We start from the raw sequence: 13,976 nt of genomic DNA on the forward strand, positions 1-13,976 counted from the left end.
ACGTGCTCCTCACCGTCCGCGGAACTCGGCCTTGCCCGGACCGTTCTCCAGGAACGAGCGCATCCCGATGCTCTGGTCCTCGGTCGCGAACATCCCGGCGAAGAACTGCGTTTCCAGCCGCAGACCGCTGTCCAGGTCGACGTCGAGCCCCCCGTCGACCGCCTGCTTCGCCGCGGCCAGCGCGCGCGCCGGTCCGTTGCTGAACTGCGCGGCCCACGCGTGCGCTGTGCTGTACACCTCACCGGAGGGCACCAGCTGGTCCACCACACCCAGCGACAACGCCTCGTCAGCCCCGACGAAGCGTCCAGTGTAGATGATGTCCTTGGCCTTGCTCGGGCCGATCAGGCGTGCGAGGCGCTGCGTCCCGCCGGCACCGGGGATCACCCCGAGCTGGATCTCGGGCTGTCCGACCTGGATGCCGTCCGCCGCGACGCGGCGATCGCAGGCCAGTGCCAGTTCGAGGCCGCCACCCAGTGCGTAGCCAGTCAGCGCGGCCACCGTCGGCTTCGGAATCCGCGCGACAGCGGTGATCGCGCGCGAGAGGCCGGAGCTCTCCTTCTCCGACATGTCCGCGTAGGACATGTCGGCCATCTCCTTGATGTCGGCGCCGGCGGCGAACACCTTCTCCCCGCCGTAGACGACGACCGACCGCACGTCCGCGCGCTCGGCCGCTTCCTCCGCGGCCTCGCGGAGCTCCCCTTCGATCTGCCGGTTCAGCGCGTTCATCGGGGGTCGGCTCAGGCGCAGGGTCGCGACCGCGCCCTCCACTTCGAGGTTGATGAGCTCGCCCACGGGGTTTCCTCCTCGTCGCCGTGACACGGTTCCGGCGGAACGCTACCGCGCGCGGCGGATTCACGGGAGCCGTCACCGCCGCCAGGCGAAGAACCTGTCCCCGGCGCGCTGCAGCCGCAGATCCTGGTCGAAGGTCTTCGACAGGTTGTCCTCGGTGAGCACGTCGTCGAGCAGGCCTTGGGCGACGATGCCGCCGTCACGCAGCAGCAGGGCGTGCGTGAAACCGGGCGGGATCTCCTCCACGTGGTGCGTGACCAGCACGGACGCGGGAGCTTCCGGGTCCTGGGCCAGCGCGCTCAGCCGCGCCACGAGATCCTCGCGGCCGCCGAGGTCGAGCCCGGCGGTGGGCTCGTCGAGCAGCAGCATCTCCGGGTCGGTCATCAGCGCCCGCGCGATGCTGGCGCGCTTGCGCTCCCCCTCGGAGAGCGTGCCGAACGTGCGCTCGGCCAAGTGCCCGATGCCGAGCACGTCCAGCAGTTCGCGGGCGCGTTCGGTGTCGACGTCCTCGTACTCCTCGCGCCAGCGCCCGATCACCGCGTAGCCGGCGCTCTGCACGACGTCGCGCACCACCTCGTCGGTGGGGATGCGCCCCACCAGAGCGGCCGAGGACAGGCCGATGCGCGGGCGCAGTTCGAAGACGTTGGTGCGGCCGAGCCGCTCGTCGAGCAGGTCGACGGTTCCGGTGCTCGGGTGCGTCCCGGCACTGGCCAGGTTCAGCAGCGTGGTTTTGCCGGCGCCGTTCGGCCCGAGCACGACCCAGCGCTCGTCCAGCTCCACCGACCAGTTCACGTCCGCAAGCAGGTCGGTGCCGCCCCGGCGCACGCCGACGCCGTCCATCCGGATGACCAGGTCGTCCACGTCAACCTCCCCGTGTGCTCGGCCATGCGGCGCCCGCGCCGACGCGTCCTCGACCCCGGTCGGTGACCGACCGCCGCCGCGTTCCGCGGGCCATTGTCGCCTCCGGCTTCGCCGCGACGTCCACGGGGCCGCGCCCGCCGGCCGGTCGGCGGGATCGGCACACGGCGGCGCGGTGATCGCGTACCGTTCCCGTTCCGTGCGCCTCCTGCGATCCCTGCTTTCACCCCGCACGACCGCGCCGCTGCTCACCGCGGCCGTCCTGACCGGTGCCGAGCTGCTGCTGGGCACCGGCATCGCGGGCGTGGCCGGGGCGCTGTGCGGCGCGGTGCTCGGCGTGCTCGCGGTTCCGCTGGCCACGCAGCTCGGCCTGCTGCTCGGTGCCGGGCTGTTCGGGCTGCGCGTCCGGCACGTCGTGATCGGCGCGCGGCGCGCCCTGCTGCGCCGCCGGATCGGGCGCACGACGCTCACCGTGCGGGCGCTGCCGGTGTCCGTGGAGTCCGAGATCGGACCGTGGCGCTCGCCGGCCGTCCTGCGCAGCTGGCTGGCCGGGGCGCTGTCGGCGCTGGCGGGAACGGCCGTGGCGGCCGCGTCCTGGTGGGCGCTCGGCGCACCGCTCGGACGGGGGTTCGCGGTGGCGGGCACGGCGATGATGGTGGCGAAACTCGTCCCCCGCCGAGGGGCGCTGGTCACGTCCACCGGGTGGCTGCTGATCGGTTTGCCGCGGATGCCCGAGCCGCGGCGTTCCGAGTTCCGCGCCTCGCCGCTGGCGGGGGCGGTGCACGACGCGCTGCACTCCGGCGAGCTCGACGAGGCGCAGCGGCGGGCGGACCGGCTCGCCGCGGAGCACCCGGATCTCGACACCGCGCTGTGGTGCCGCGTCGCGCTCGCCGAGGCGCGCGGCGAACCGGCTCAGGGCGCGCTGCTCCTGCTCGGCCGGTTGTCCGAAGGGGACAGACCGCCGCGGGAGATGGCGCAGCTGCTGGCCGGGTTGGCGGGCGCCGGGGTTTCGGCGGTGGAGGCCGGGGCGGTCCCCGCCGAGCAGCTGCTGCCGACCGCGCGGGACGCGTTGCGCGACGCGGTCCGCCTGGGTTATCCGGAGTTGCAGCTGTGCGGCACTCGCGCGGTGTTCGCGCTGCTCAACGGGCAGCACTTCGAGGCCGAGCGGTTGGCACTGCTCGGCGCCGAGTTCACCACGTCGCCGCTGACCCGCGCCGATGACCACGCCACCCTGGCGCGCGCCCGCATGGCGCGGCGCGACCACGCGGCCGCGCGGCGGGCTCTGCGACTGGCCGAGGACGACGCTGCCTGGTGGCCGCGCGTGCGCAGCACCCGCGAACGCCTCGACATCAGCTGAACGGGAGCTGCGCAGGAGGTGCCTCGAGCACCCGACCACCACCCGCAGCGGGCGGAACGACCCGACGCCGTCCCGACCGCGGGCCGTCACTTGTCCGCGAGGACCACCTTGCCGAGTTCGGCCGAGCCGGACAGCAGCGCGTGCTTCGGCAGCACCCGCACCGTGTAGCCGGCGGGCCCGGCGTGCGGCAGGGTCACCTCCGCCTCGTAGTGATCCTGCCCGGTGCAGCGCATGGATGCGGTGACGAAGTCGTGCAGGCCGTCGTCGTCGTCGACCCGGCCGACGACGACTTCGACGTCCACGTCGCAAGGGTCGAGCCCGGCGAGATCCACCCGGGCGCGCACGGTCATCCGGCCGCCGAGCAGCGGTGCGCCGCCGTCGGCGACGATCATCTCGGTGTCGCGCACGCGCACGGAGTCCCAGGAGCGGTCGAGTTTCGCGCGGTACTCCGCGAGTTCCTTCGCTCCGCGGTAGCCGTCGGCCGACATCGCGCGCACCGAGCGGATCGCCGGTCCGTAGTGGTGGTCGACGTATTCGCGCACCATGCGGGAGGACTGCACGCGCGGGCCGAGCGATCCGAGGGTGTGCCGCACCATCGACATCCACTTGCCGGGCACGCCGTCGGAGTTGCGCTCGTAGAACATCGGTGCCACGTGTTCGGAGACGAGTTCGTACAGCGCTTCGGCCTCGAGGTCGTCGCGCCGGTTGGGGTCGGTGACACCGTCGGCGTTCGGGATCGCCCACCCGTTGTGCCCGTCGAACATCTCGTCCCACCAACCGTCCCGCACGGACAGGTTGAGCACGCCGTTCAACGCCGCTTTCATGCCGGAGGTGCCGCAGGCTTCCAGCGGGCGCACGGGGTTGTTCAGCCAGACGTCGCAGCCGGAGACGAGGTAGCGGGCCAGCGACATGTCGTAGTCGGGCAGGAACACGATGCGGTGGCGCACGTCGGCTTCATCGGCGAACCGGGCGATCTTCTGGATCATCGCCTTGCCGCCCTCGTCCGCCGGGTGCGACTTGCCTGCGACGACGACCTGCACGGGGCGGTGCTCGTCGAGCAGCAACCGCCGCAGCCGGTCGGTGTCGCGCAGCATCAGCGTCAGCCGCTTGTACGTCGGCACGCGGCGGGCGAAGCCGATGGTGAGCACGTCCGGGTCGAAAACCGAGTCGCACCAGCCCAGTTCCAGGTGCGAAGCACCGCGCTCCAGCCACGAGCGGCGCAGCCTGCGGCGCACTTCCTCGATCATGCGTTGGCGCAGCGAGCACCGCAGTTCCCACAGCAGCGAGTCGCTGACCGGTTCCACACCGCGCAGTCCCGCACCGCTGTCCATTTCGGACTCGCCGAGGAGCTTGCCGATCTCCCGCGCGGACCAGGTGGGCCCGTGCACCCCGTTGGTCACCGAGCGGACGGGGATCTCCTCGACGCCGAAGCTCGGCCACAGCCCGTGGAAGATCTTCCGCGTGACCTTGCCGTGCAGTTCGGACACGCCGTTGGCGCGCTGGGCCAGCCGCAGGCCCATGTGCGCCATGTTGAACATGCCCTCCTTCTCCTCGGCACCGAGCTGCAGCACGCGGTCGGCGGACACACCGGGCAGCAGCGGCTCCTCCGCCCGGTCGTCGAAGTACCGGCGCACCAGTTCCACGGGGAACCGGTCGATGCCCGCGGCGACGGGGGTGTGCGTGGTGAACACGGTCCCCGCGCGCACGGCGGCGACCGCTTCGTCGAACCGGAGCCCCGGGTCGTCGGTGAGCTCCCGGATGCGCTCCAGGCCGAGGAACCCGGCGTGCCCCTCGTTGGTGTGGAACACCTCGGGATGCGGATGCCCGGTGGCCGCGCAGTACTCCCGCACGGCGCGCACACCGCCGATGCCGGCGAGGATCTGCTGGCGGACGCGGTGCTCGGCATCGCCGCCGTAGAGCCGGTCGGTGGTGCCGCGCAGATCCTCGTCGTTCTCCGGGACGTCGCTGTCCAGCAGCAGCAGCGGCACCCGCCCGACGCTGGCCTTCCACACCCGCGCGTGCAGCACGCGCCCCGCGGGGATGGCCACGCGCACGCGCATCGGCTCGCCGTCCTGGCCGGTCAGCTGCTCCAGGGGCAGGCCCCGCGGGTCGATCACCGGGTAGTGCTCGACCTGCCAGCCCTCCGCCGAGAGGGCTTGCCGGAAGTACCCGGAGCGGTAGAGCAGCCCCACCCCGATCAGCGGCACGCCGAGGTCCGAGGCCGACTTGAGGTGGTCGGCGGCGAGCACGCCGAGCCCGCCGGAGTAGTTCGGCAGCGTCTCGTGCAGCCCGAACTCCATCGAGAAGTAGGCCACCGACCGGGGCAGCGCAGCACCCTCGTCGAGCCGCTGCTGGTACCAGCGCGGCACCGACAGGTACCTGCGCAGGTCGTCGTCGACCGCGCGGGTGCGCGCGAGGAAGTCCTCGTCGTGCGACAGCTGGATGAGCCGCTCGGCGGGCACCTCGGCCAGCAGCCGCAGCGGATCACCGCCGACCTCGTTCCACACCCGCGGGTCCACCGCGGCGAACAGGTCCTGCGTCGGCGGGTGCCAGGTCCAGCGGAAGTTCGTCGCCAGCGTGCGCAGGGCGCCCAGCGCCTCGGGCAGGTGGGCGCGCACGGTGAATCGGTGGACTGCTCTCACGCGGCAGGACCATATCTCGTCGTCGCGAACGCGAAACCCCGGTCCGCAGGCACCCCGCTCGCGCGGCGCTGCTCGTGCTCACCGCCGCCACCACCCGGGCAACGCCGCCACCCCGGGCAACGCCGCAGCCGCGCACGCGCCCCCGCAGCGCTTCTGAGAAGCTGCCCGGGTGCGCGGAGTGCTGGTGCTGCTGACGGTGCTCGGGTTGCTGAGTGCGTGCACCCAGGGCCCGCAGCCGGAGTCGATGGTCACCGACCCGGTCGATCCGGGTTTCGTGCGCGGCGCGTCCGAGGAGCCCGGCGGCACCGACGCGCTGGCGGCCACGGTCGCGGCCGAAGCCCAGCGCTACTGGTCGCAGCGGTTCGGCGAGATCCACGGCGAGCCGTGGCGGGACCTGCGCGGTTTCCGCGCGGTCAGCACCACCGGCAGCGGCCGCGACCTCCCGCCGTGCGCCGGGGACCTGGATCAGGTGGAGGGCAGCGCCTACTACTGCGCCGAGGCGGACACGGTGGTGTGGGACCGCTCGGCACTGCTGCCGGTGCTGCGCGACCGCTACGGCGAGGCGGCCGTGGCGGCCGTGCTCGCCCACGAGGTCGGGCACGCGGTGCAGCGGCGCGCGGGTCTGGATTCCGCCGGGGCCGACCTGCCGCGCCGTTCGCTGGAGGTCATGGCCGACTGCCAGGCCGGCGCGTTCCTGCGGTGGGTGCACGACGGCGACAGCCAGCGCCTGCGCCTCACCGACGAGCAGCTGGACGCCGCACCGCGCGCGTTGCTGGTGTTCCGCGACTCCGCGGGTGGGCAGTCCGCGCACGGCGACGCCTTCACCCGGGTCGCGGCACTGCACGCGGGTTACCGGGACGGTCCGAGCGCCTGCGGCGGTGCGCAGCCGCGCGCCCTCGGCAGCGGGGAGCAGCAGCCGCGCCCGCTGCACGAGGTGCTCCGGGGTTCCCGCCCTGCGGAGTTCTTCGGCGAGGTGAGCGGTGGGCGGTTCCGCGCCGCGCCGCCGCGTCCGCTGCCCGAGAACCGGTCCGACTGCGCCGCCACCGGCCCCAGCGGTTACTGCACCGAGGCCCCGCACGTGGTGGTGCGGCGGCCGATGCTGGCGGAACTGCACTACGACATCGGTGACCAGGCCGTGGAAACGGTGCTCGCCGCCCGGTACGCACGAGCCGCGCTGCGCGGCGCCGGCTCCGGAGCGGACGCGCCGGGACCGGCCGCCCCCACCCGGCCGGAGATGTGCCTGACCGGGGCGTACACCGCCCAGCTCGCCGAACGCGGTGAGCTGACCCGCTCGGATGCCGATGAGGCGGTCGAGGCCGTGCTCGACGCGGAGGCGTTCGGCCGCGCCCCGCAGGAGGGCGGCCCCACCGCCTTCGCGCGCTTCGGCGCCTTCCGCGCGGGTGTGCGCGGCGGCGAGGCAGCGTGCCGCTGAGGGCGCGTGGCCGACTCGTCGATCTCGCGCAGCGCCCCCGAGCCGACCCGTTAGGCTTTCCCGCGTTCCGCGTGCGCGCGGGTGACGGACCACTGCGGCAGGTAGGGAAGACGCCAGTGTTGGGGCTGCCACGTTCACGTCCGGCCGGGCCGGACCGCACCGCACCCGTGCGAGCGGGCGGGCCGCCGCGCGCACGCACCGGCCGGCCGGGGCCGCGGTGGACGCGGCGGCTGCTGAGCACCGTCGGCGCCGTGCTCACCTGCGCCGCGGTGGCCGGGTGCACCCCGCCGATCAGCGGTGTCCCCACCGTGGCCGGCGGCGACCCGAGCGCCGAGGTGGCGGGCTTGCCCGCGGTCGACGGTCCGAGCGGCGCCCGCGCGCAGGCCCCCGCGCCGACGGTGCCGGTGCGCGGCGCGAACGGTGGTCCGGGGGACCGGCTGGCCGCGCAGGCGGTCGAGGACGTGCAGGAGTACTGGGCCGAGCGGTTCCCGAAGGCGTTCGACGGCGCCGGGTTCGCCCCGATGCGCGGGTTCGTCTCCTTCGACTCGACCGGGCGCGGCGCCCCGTTCTGCGGCAAGCACATGCGCACCCCCAACGCCTTCTACTGCGCCCGCGAGGACCGCATCGCCTGGGACCGGGGGAAACTGCTGCCCGGGTTGAGCAACAGCTTCGGCCCCATGGGCGTGGTGGCCGTGCTCGCGCACGAAACGGGGCACGCGGTGCAGCGGCGCGCCGGCACGACCGGTGGCGGCACCCCGATGATCGTGCGCGAGCAGCAGGCCGACTGCTTCACCGGATCGTATTTCCGCTGGGTCGCCGAAGGGGGCTCGCGCCGCTTCCGCATGTCCACCGGGGACGGGCTCAACCAGGTGCTCGGGGTGCTGAACTACATCCGCGACGCTCCGGGCCAGCGGGACTTCACCGACGAGCAGGCCCACGGCAGCGCGTTCGACCGCACCACGGCTTTCCAGCAGGGCTTCACCGGTGGTCCCGAGCGGTGCGCCGCGATGGACGAGCAGAGCGTCCGCGAGCGCACCACGCAGTTCGCGAGCTGGAAGGGCGGCCAGGACGAGGACCTACCGGTCGACCGCGGTTCCCTGCAGCGCGTCTGGGACAGCCTGCAGGCGGTCTTCCGCGACACGGCCGCCCGCCCACCGCAGCTGAGCACGGACGTGGCGGAGTGCTCCCCGGCCGACCCGGGCGCCGCCGCTGCGTACTGCCCGGGGGAGAACGTCGTCGCGGTGGACCTCGAGCGCCTCGGGGCGCTCGCCCAGCCGCCCGACGGGAACGCCGAGACCGCCGGTTACGGCGATTTCGCCGCCTACGCCCAGGTGGCCTCCCGGTACGCGCTGTCCGTGCAGCAGGCCTCCGGCATGCCGCTGCGCGGTGAGCGGGCGGGGCTGCGCACGGCCTGCTTCGTGGGCGGCTGGAGCGGTTTGCTCATGGAGGACCCGATCGGGCAGCGCAACCCGGTCGGCCAGCTGCGCGTGGCCCCCGGTGACATCGACGAGGGCGTGGCGGCACTGCTCAGCCGCGACGGTCTGATCGCCGCGGACGTCGACGGGGAGCAGGCCACGGCGGGCTTCGCCCGCGTGGAAGCCTTCCGCACCGGTTTCCAGGGCGGGTTCAGCGCCTGCGGCACCAAGTACCGGGCCTGACTTGCACAGGGCCTGACTTGCACCGGGCCTGGCGGAGCGCTGAGGCCGACGGGCATCGGGCCCGGCGAGCAGCACCGCCTGCGGTCGCGCCGGTGCGGCTGCCAGCGGGCCCACGAGAAACGGCCCGGCGCGCATCGGCGCACCGGGCCTGCGGAGCGTCCCGGCCCGCGGGGACCGGGACGCATCTCAGAACAGGGCGCTGGCCAGCGAACGCCGCGCCTTGAGCACCCGCTCGTCGGACTCCGGGAACAGGTCGAACATCTCCAGCAAGTACCGGCGCACCCGGTCGCGCTCGTCTCCCGAAGTGCGGCGCACGGTGCCGATCAGCCGGTCGAAACCTTCGGAGACCTTGCCGGCGGCGAGTTCGGCGTCGGCCGCGGACAACTGCAGATCCACGTCCTCCGGGGCCGCGTCCGCACGTTCGATGGCGGACGGATCGGCCGACTCGGCCCGTTCGAGGAACCGCACCTGCGCCAACGCGGCCCGGGCCTGCTCGTTGTTCGGTTCGGCGTCCAGGATCTCCTGGTAGGCCTGCACCGCCTGCTGGTAGTCACCGCGTTCCAACGCGTCCTCGGCGGCGGTGAAGCGCGCGTCCTCGGCCTCCTCAGCGGCACCGCCGCCCTGCTCGGCCGCGGCGATGCCGGGCAGCTGCTCGCGCAGCTGATCGAGCAGCTGGTCGATCCACTGGCGCAGCTGCGGCTCGGGCTGGACGCCCTGGAACGCGTCGACGGGTTGGCCCCCGGCGACCGCGATGACCATGGGGATCGACTGGGCTTGGAAGAGCTGCGCGATGCGCTGGTTCTGGTCCACGTCGATCTTGGCCAGCACCCACGCGCCGTTGTACTCCCCGGCGAGCTTCTCCAGCACGGGCGAGAGCTGCTTGCAGGGACCGCACCAATCGGCCCACAGGTCCACGATCACCGGGACCTGCTTGGACCGCTCCACCACCTCGTTCTGGAAGGTGGATTCGGTGACGTCCACGATCGCCGCGCTCGGGTCCGCCTGCCCACCCGCGGCCTCTCCGCCGGGCGCCTGCGCACTTCCGGCGGACTGGGCCCTGTTCTTCAGGTTCGACAGATCAACTGCGCCCGCCATGGCGGCAGGCATCCCTGTGTTCTGCTCCGGGCTCGTCACACCCCCATCGTGACACGCCGGTGCCCAGTGTTGGCCGCCCGGGCGCTGCGTTGGCCGCCCGGGCGTTCGGGGGATTCCGCCACCTCCGCGCGCTCGAAGCTCTCCCGCCGACGAAAACGACAACGGATCGAGCACGCTCGGGGCGACCACGGTCGACCGTGGTCGCCCCGAGTCGTGTCAGGATCCACTCGTCGGGCCAGTCGTGTCGGGACCCGCTCATGTCGGATCCAGGCATGTCAGGGCCCGGTCGTGCCAGGCGCCGGTCGCCGCGCCGTCACTGCTCGCCCAGGTGTTCCTCGACGCGCTGCACCTTCTCCTGCAGCTGTCCGGTCTCGTGACCCTGCCGGATATCGGCCTTGACCACGAGACTCGTCCGCGGCGCCACCGCGGAGACGGCTTCCGTGGCGCGCTTGACGACGTCCATGACCTCGTCCCAACCGCCTTCGATCGTGGTGAACATCGACGTCAGCTCGTGCGGCAGGCCGGATTCGCGCACGACCTGCACCGCGGCAGCGACCGCCTCGCTGACGCTGTCCGTCTCCCCGCCGCCGCTCGGCGCCACGCTGAACGCAACCAGCATCCTCGGTGCTCCTCTCCTCGTCCGTTCCACTTCCGCAGCCGCTCTGCGCCCGCGGTGCACTTCCCACCTTCGACCACCTCGGCAACCCCCCACCGTCGTACGCACTGCTAGCGTCGGCTGCCATGAGCCCGCATCGCCCGCTGCCGTTCGACCCCATCGCCCGCGCGGCCGAGAACTGGGCCGAACGGATAGGGCCGTCCTCGACGATGGCAGCGGTCACCAGCGTGATGCGCGTGCAGCAGATCCTCCAGTCGGAGGTGGACACAGCGCTGCGCCCGCACAACCTCACCTTCGCGCGGTACGAAGCCCTGGTGCTGCTGACGTTCTCCAGCCGGGGCAGCCTGCCGATGCGCGTCATGGGCGACCGGCTGCAGCTGCACCCCACGAGCGTCACCAACATCGTGGACCGGTTGGAGCAGGACGGCCTGGTGCGCCGCCTCCCGCACCCGACGGACCGGCGCACCACCCTGGTCGAGATCACCGAAGAGGGCCAGGACCGGATGAAGCAGGCGACCGAGGCGGTCACCGACATGGACTTCGGACTGCACGGGCTCAGCCGGGAGGAGACCGAGCAGCTCAGCACGCTGCTGGGCAAGGTCCGGCACGCCAGCGGCGACTTCTGACGGCGGCCCGACACGGCAGCCCGATACGGAGCCCCGGCACGGCGTCCCGATACGGCACTCCTGCACGGAGTCCCGGCACGGAACTCGGACGGCCGGGGCTGGTCCCGATAGGCTGCGGGCATGGCCGATCACCTCCAGGTAGTGACCACCACCGATTCCGAGGAGACCGCGGCGGAGCTCGCGCGCGGCGTCGTGCGGGCCGGCCTGGGCGCGTGCGTGCAGGTCGTACCGGTGCGCAGCTTCTACGTCTGGGACGGCGAAGCCCAGGACGATCCCGAGTGGCAGCTGCAGGTCAAGACCTCCGCCGGGCGGTTGGACGAACTGACCGCACACCTGCGCCGCGAGCACAACTACGACGTCCCGGAGATCATCGCGCTGCCCGTCACCGGGGGCAGCGATGACTACCTCGCCTGGATCAACCAGGAAACCAGCGGGTAACCCCTGACCGCGTGCCGGCACCTCCGGCTCCCCTCGGGCAACGCCCGCCGCGCCGCCCCTCCCCTGCCCTGCCCGGCAGGCCGGAGAACACCCTGCGCGGCTGTGCTGCCGATCACACGGGCAGACTCGGGTGGGGACGACGTGAGGGAGGTGGGACGCCGTGCTGCACACCTACGGCGGCTGGTTCCGCATCGTGGCGATCGCCGAGGCGCTCTCGTGGCTCGGGCTGCTGGTGTCGATGGCGTTCAAGTACGGCCTGGGAATGCCGCAGGGCGTGACCGTCTTCGGCTGGATCCACGGGTTGGTCTTCACCGCCTACGTGCTCAGCTGCCTCGTCGTGTTCAGCCCGCTGCGCTGGAAGTTCAGCGTGCTCGTGCTGGCGGTGGCCGCCTCGGTACCACCGCTGGCGACCGTGTGGTTCGAACGCTGGGCGATGCGTCGGGGCCTGCTGGAGCGGACCGACTCGCCCGAGCCCACGTTCTGGGGCCGCGTCGGGTACGTCCTGCGCACGCTGAACTGACCGGAGCAGCCGCGAGCCGGGTCATCCTCCGCACGCGGCCACCCGCGGCGCCCGGCCACCCGCGGCGCCCGGCCGGCAGCGGCCGACAGGCGGACACGGGCGTCACGAGCGGATACGGTGGCCGCATGGCCCGACTTGGCGAACTCTTCCCCGGCCGCAAGCTCCAGCACGAAGGCGATCAGGACAGCGCCGGACGCAAGCACGATCCGGGCGGCCCGCTGGACCTCGACAGCGGTGTGGTCCACCTCGCTCCACCGAACTCCGAAGCGGCAACTTCGGACGACTCGGACGCGGACACCGCGGAGGAGCCCTCCGAGTGAGCTCCGTTCGCGCCGCGCACCCCCGTGTCGAATCCCGTGCGTCGCTGCGTTGAACACCGCACGCCCGCCCGCCGAGCGGCGGACGGGCGTTTCCCGTCGGACACGTCACGACGAGATCGCGGTTTGCGGCATACCGCCCCCAGTGGCCTGTTCTCTCCGCTACGGTCCCTCGCGGACGTAGCACGATCAGGCGAGACGTGGGGCCTTCTCCGCGACGCTCGCCGCAGCAGCGGAGAAAGGGCGGGCTGTGCAGCCGGACACGGGTTTCCAGAATTCCGGACTCGACAACGACGAGGCCGTTGCGGACGGCACCGCACTGCTCGGGCAGTCAGCACCGTCCGACACCCGCGCCCTCGATCCGGAACAGAGCGCCTTCGCCCAGCGCATCGGTGAGGACTGGAAGCGCATCAGCTCGCAGATCGCCGAGCTGTTCGCCACCGGCATCGGGGCGAACGACCCGCGTACCCAGCAGACCGTGCACGAGCACTACCGGTGGATCTGCCACTTCTGGGTACCCGACCGGGACTCGTACCTGCGATTGGCCGAGCTGTACGTCAACCAACCGAAGTTCCGCAAACGCATCGAGCGAAAGAAGCCGCAGGGCATGGCCTCCTACCTGCGGGACGCGATGACGCACTACGCGTGGGCGCAGCTGCGCTGATCGGACCCCAGCCGCGCTGACCGGACCCCAGCCGCGCTGCCGGGGCGCTCCCCCGACATGCCCACCCGGCGCTCCTCGGCGCGGGCTCGCCCGGTCCGGCACGATGGAGTGATGCACTACGTCGAATCGGGAGTGGGACGCCCACTGGTCCTCCTGCACGCGTTCCCTATCGACTCCCGGATGTGGAACGGCGCCCGGGCCCGGCTGGAGCAGCAGGCACGGGTGATCACCCCGGACCAGCGGGGCATGGGACAGAGCCCGCTGGTCGATGCCCGCACCCCCGACACCTCCGCCGACGACCCCGGCTTGCCGACCGTGGCCGCCGACGTGCTCGCACTGCTCGACGACCTCGGACTGGACCGCGTCATGCTCGGCGGCTGTTCGATGGGGGGCTACGCGGCGATGGCCGTGCTGCGCGCGGCCCCGGAACGCGTGAACGGCCTGCTGCTGGTGGACACCAAGGCCGCCGCCGATGCCGAGCAGGCGCGTGCGAACCGGTTGTCCGTCGCCGAGCGGGCGGAGAGCGAGGGCGTCGACGGTTGGCTCGCCGGCGACATGCTGCCGAACCTGCTGGGAACGACGACGCACGAAACGCGTTCGGCCGTGGTCGAACGCGCACGCGCGATCATCGACTCGCAGGCGGGCGCGGGCGTCGCGTGGGCGCAGCGGGCCATGGCGGCGCGGCCGGACAACACCGAGCTGCTGCGCTCCTACACCGGCCCGGTGCTCGTCGTCTCCGGGGCAGAAGACGCGATCACGCCACCGGAGGATGCCGCCGCGCTCGCCGAGCAGCTGCCGAGCGGCGAGTTCCACTCGGTACCCGGCACGGGCCACCTGTCCCCGCTGGAGGACCCGGACGGCTTCGCCGACATCGTCGGCCCCTGGCTACGGCGGATCGGGTAGACGAGCGCGGCTCGGGTGGACGAGCGGGGCGGGATTCTCCCCCGGCAATCCCGCCCGGTTC

The 13,976-nt window shown here is 72.8% G+C and carries 14 protein-coding genes; 9 read left to right on the plus strand and 5 right to left on the minus strand.

The genetic code is table 11. The annotated features are described in order from the left end of the window. Positions 1-9 precede the first annotated feature (9 nt). Together ACVGV2_RS16485 and ACVGV2_RS16490 are read right to left on the minus strand one after the other, a co-directional pair. Positions 10-792 carry an enoyl-CoA hydratase/isomerase family protein gene (locus ACVGV2_RS16485; protein WP_459163256.1) on the minus strand — a complete coding sequence of 261 codons (783 nt, stop codon included), beginning with the start codon at positions 790-792 and terminating at the stop codon, positions 10-12. Between the two features lie 72 nt (positions 793-864). Continuing rightward, positions 865-1,629 carry an ABC transporter ATP-binding protein gene (locus ACVGV2_RS16490; protein ID WP_459166025.1) on the minus strand — a complete coding sequence of 255 codons (765 nt, stop codon included), beginning with the start codon at positions 1,627-1,629 and terminating at the stop codon, positions 865-867. A 217-nt stretch (positions 1,630-1,846) separates the two neighbouring features. Between ACVGV2_RS16490 and ACVGV2_RS16495 the strand changes: the two genes are divergently transcribed. Continuing rightward, positions 1,847-3,004, plus strand: a complete 1,158-nt coding sequence (locus ACVGV2_RS16495; protein ID WP_459163257.1) for a hypothetical protein — start codon at positions 1,847-1,849, stop codon at positions 3,002-3,004. A gap of 86 nt (positions 3,005-3,090) precedes the next feature. Here the strand turns inward: ACVGV2_RS16495 and glgP are convergent, their stop codons facing one another. Beyond that, positions 3,091-5,646: an alpha-glucan family phosphorylase gene (gene glgP, locus ACVGV2_RS16500; protein ID WP_459163258.1), complete on the minus strand. Its 2,556-nt coding sequence runs from the start codon at positions 5,644-5,646 to the stop codon at positions 3,091-3,093. 169 nt (positions 5,647-5,815) lie between these two features. On the opposite strand from glgP, the gene ACVGV2_RS16505 reads away from it, so the two are divergent. Both ACVGV2_RS16505 and ACVGV2_RS16510 read left to right on the plus strand, forming a co-directional pair. Further along, complete coding sequence (locus tag ACVGV2_RS16505) at positions 5,816-7,078, plus strand: neutral zinc metallopeptidase (protein ID WP_459163259.1); 1,263 nt, start codon at positions 5,816-5,818, stop codon at positions 7,076-7,078. A 251-nt stretch (positions 7,079-7,329) separates the two neighbouring features. Next, on the plus strand, positions 7,330-8,736 hold the full coding sequence (locus tag ACVGV2_RS16510) for a neutral zinc metallopeptidase (protein WP_459163260.1): 1,407 nt from the start codon (positions 7,330-7,332) through the stop codon (positions 8,734-8,736). Between the two features lie 186 nt (positions 8,737-8,922). On the opposite strand, the gene ACVGV2_RS16515 is transcribed toward ACVGV2_RS16510, so the two are convergent. Together ACVGV2_RS16515 and ACVGV2_RS16520 are read right to left on the minus strand one after the other, a co-directional pair. Continuing rightward, the gene (locus ACVGV2_RS16515; RefSeq protein ID WP_459163261.1) at positions 8,923-9,831 is read right to left on the minus strand and encodes a tetratricopeptide repeat protein; all 909 of its coding nucleotides are present in this window, start codon (positions 9,829-9,831) and stop codon (positions 8,923-8,925) included. A gap of 313 nt (positions 9,832-10,144) precedes the next feature. Next, positions 10,145-10,450 carry an MTH1187 family thiamine-binding protein gene (locus ACVGV2_RS16520; protein ID WP_459163262.1) on the minus strand — a complete coding sequence of 102 codons (306 nt, stop codon included), beginning with the start codon at positions 10,448-10,450 and terminating at the stop codon, positions 10,145-10,147. 122 nt (positions 10,451-10,572) lie between these two features. Here ACVGV2_RS16520 and ACVGV2_RS16525 point away from each other — a divergent pair, with 122 nt between their 5' ends. The 6 genes from ACVGV2_RS16525 (at position 10,573) to ACVGV2_RS16550 (ending at position 13,915) form a co-directional block, all read left to right on the plus strand. Beyond that, on the plus strand, positions 10,573-11,073 hold the full coding sequence (locus tag ACVGV2_RS16525; RefSeq protein ID WP_459163263.1) for a MarR family winged helix-turn-helix transcriptional regulator: 501 nt from the start codon (positions 10,573-10,575) through the stop codon (positions 11,071-11,073). A gap of 120 nt (positions 11,074-11,193) precedes the next feature. Next, positions 11,194-11,511: a divalent-cation tolerance protein CutA gene (cutA, locus tag ACVGV2_RS16530; protein WP_459163264.1), complete on the plus strand. Its 318-nt coding sequence runs from the start codon at positions 11,194-11,196 to the stop codon at positions 11,509-11,511. A gap of 160 nt (positions 11,512-11,671) precedes the next feature. Continuing rightward, complete coding sequence (locus ACVGV2_RS16535) at positions 11,672-12,031, plus strand: DUF3817 domain-containing protein (protein WP_459163265.1); 360 nt, start codon at positions 11,672-11,674, stop codon at positions 12,029-12,031. A 125-nt stretch (positions 12,032-12,156) separates the two neighbouring features. Then, on the plus strand, positions 12,157-12,351 hold the full coding sequence (locus ACVGV2_RS16540; protein ID WP_459163266.1) for a hypothetical protein: 195 nt from the start codon (positions 12,157-12,159) through the stop codon (positions 12,349-12,351). Positions 12,352-12,598: 247 nt separating this feature from the next. Continuing rightward, positions 12,599-13,012: a TipAS antibiotic-recognition domain-containing protein gene (locus ACVGV2_RS16545; protein ID WP_459163267.1), complete on the plus strand. Its 414-nt coding sequence runs from the start codon at positions 12,599-12,601 to the stop codon at positions 13,010-13,012. Positions 13,013-13,123: 111 nt separating this feature from the next. Next, positions 13,124-13,915, plus strand: a complete 792-nt coding sequence (locus ACVGV2_RS16550; protein WP_459163268.1) for an alpha/beta fold hydrolase — start codon at positions 13,124-13,126, stop codon at positions 13,913-13,915. Positions 13,916-13,976: the final 61 nt, after the last annotated feature.

Source organism: Bounagaea algeriensis (assembly GCF_054491375.1).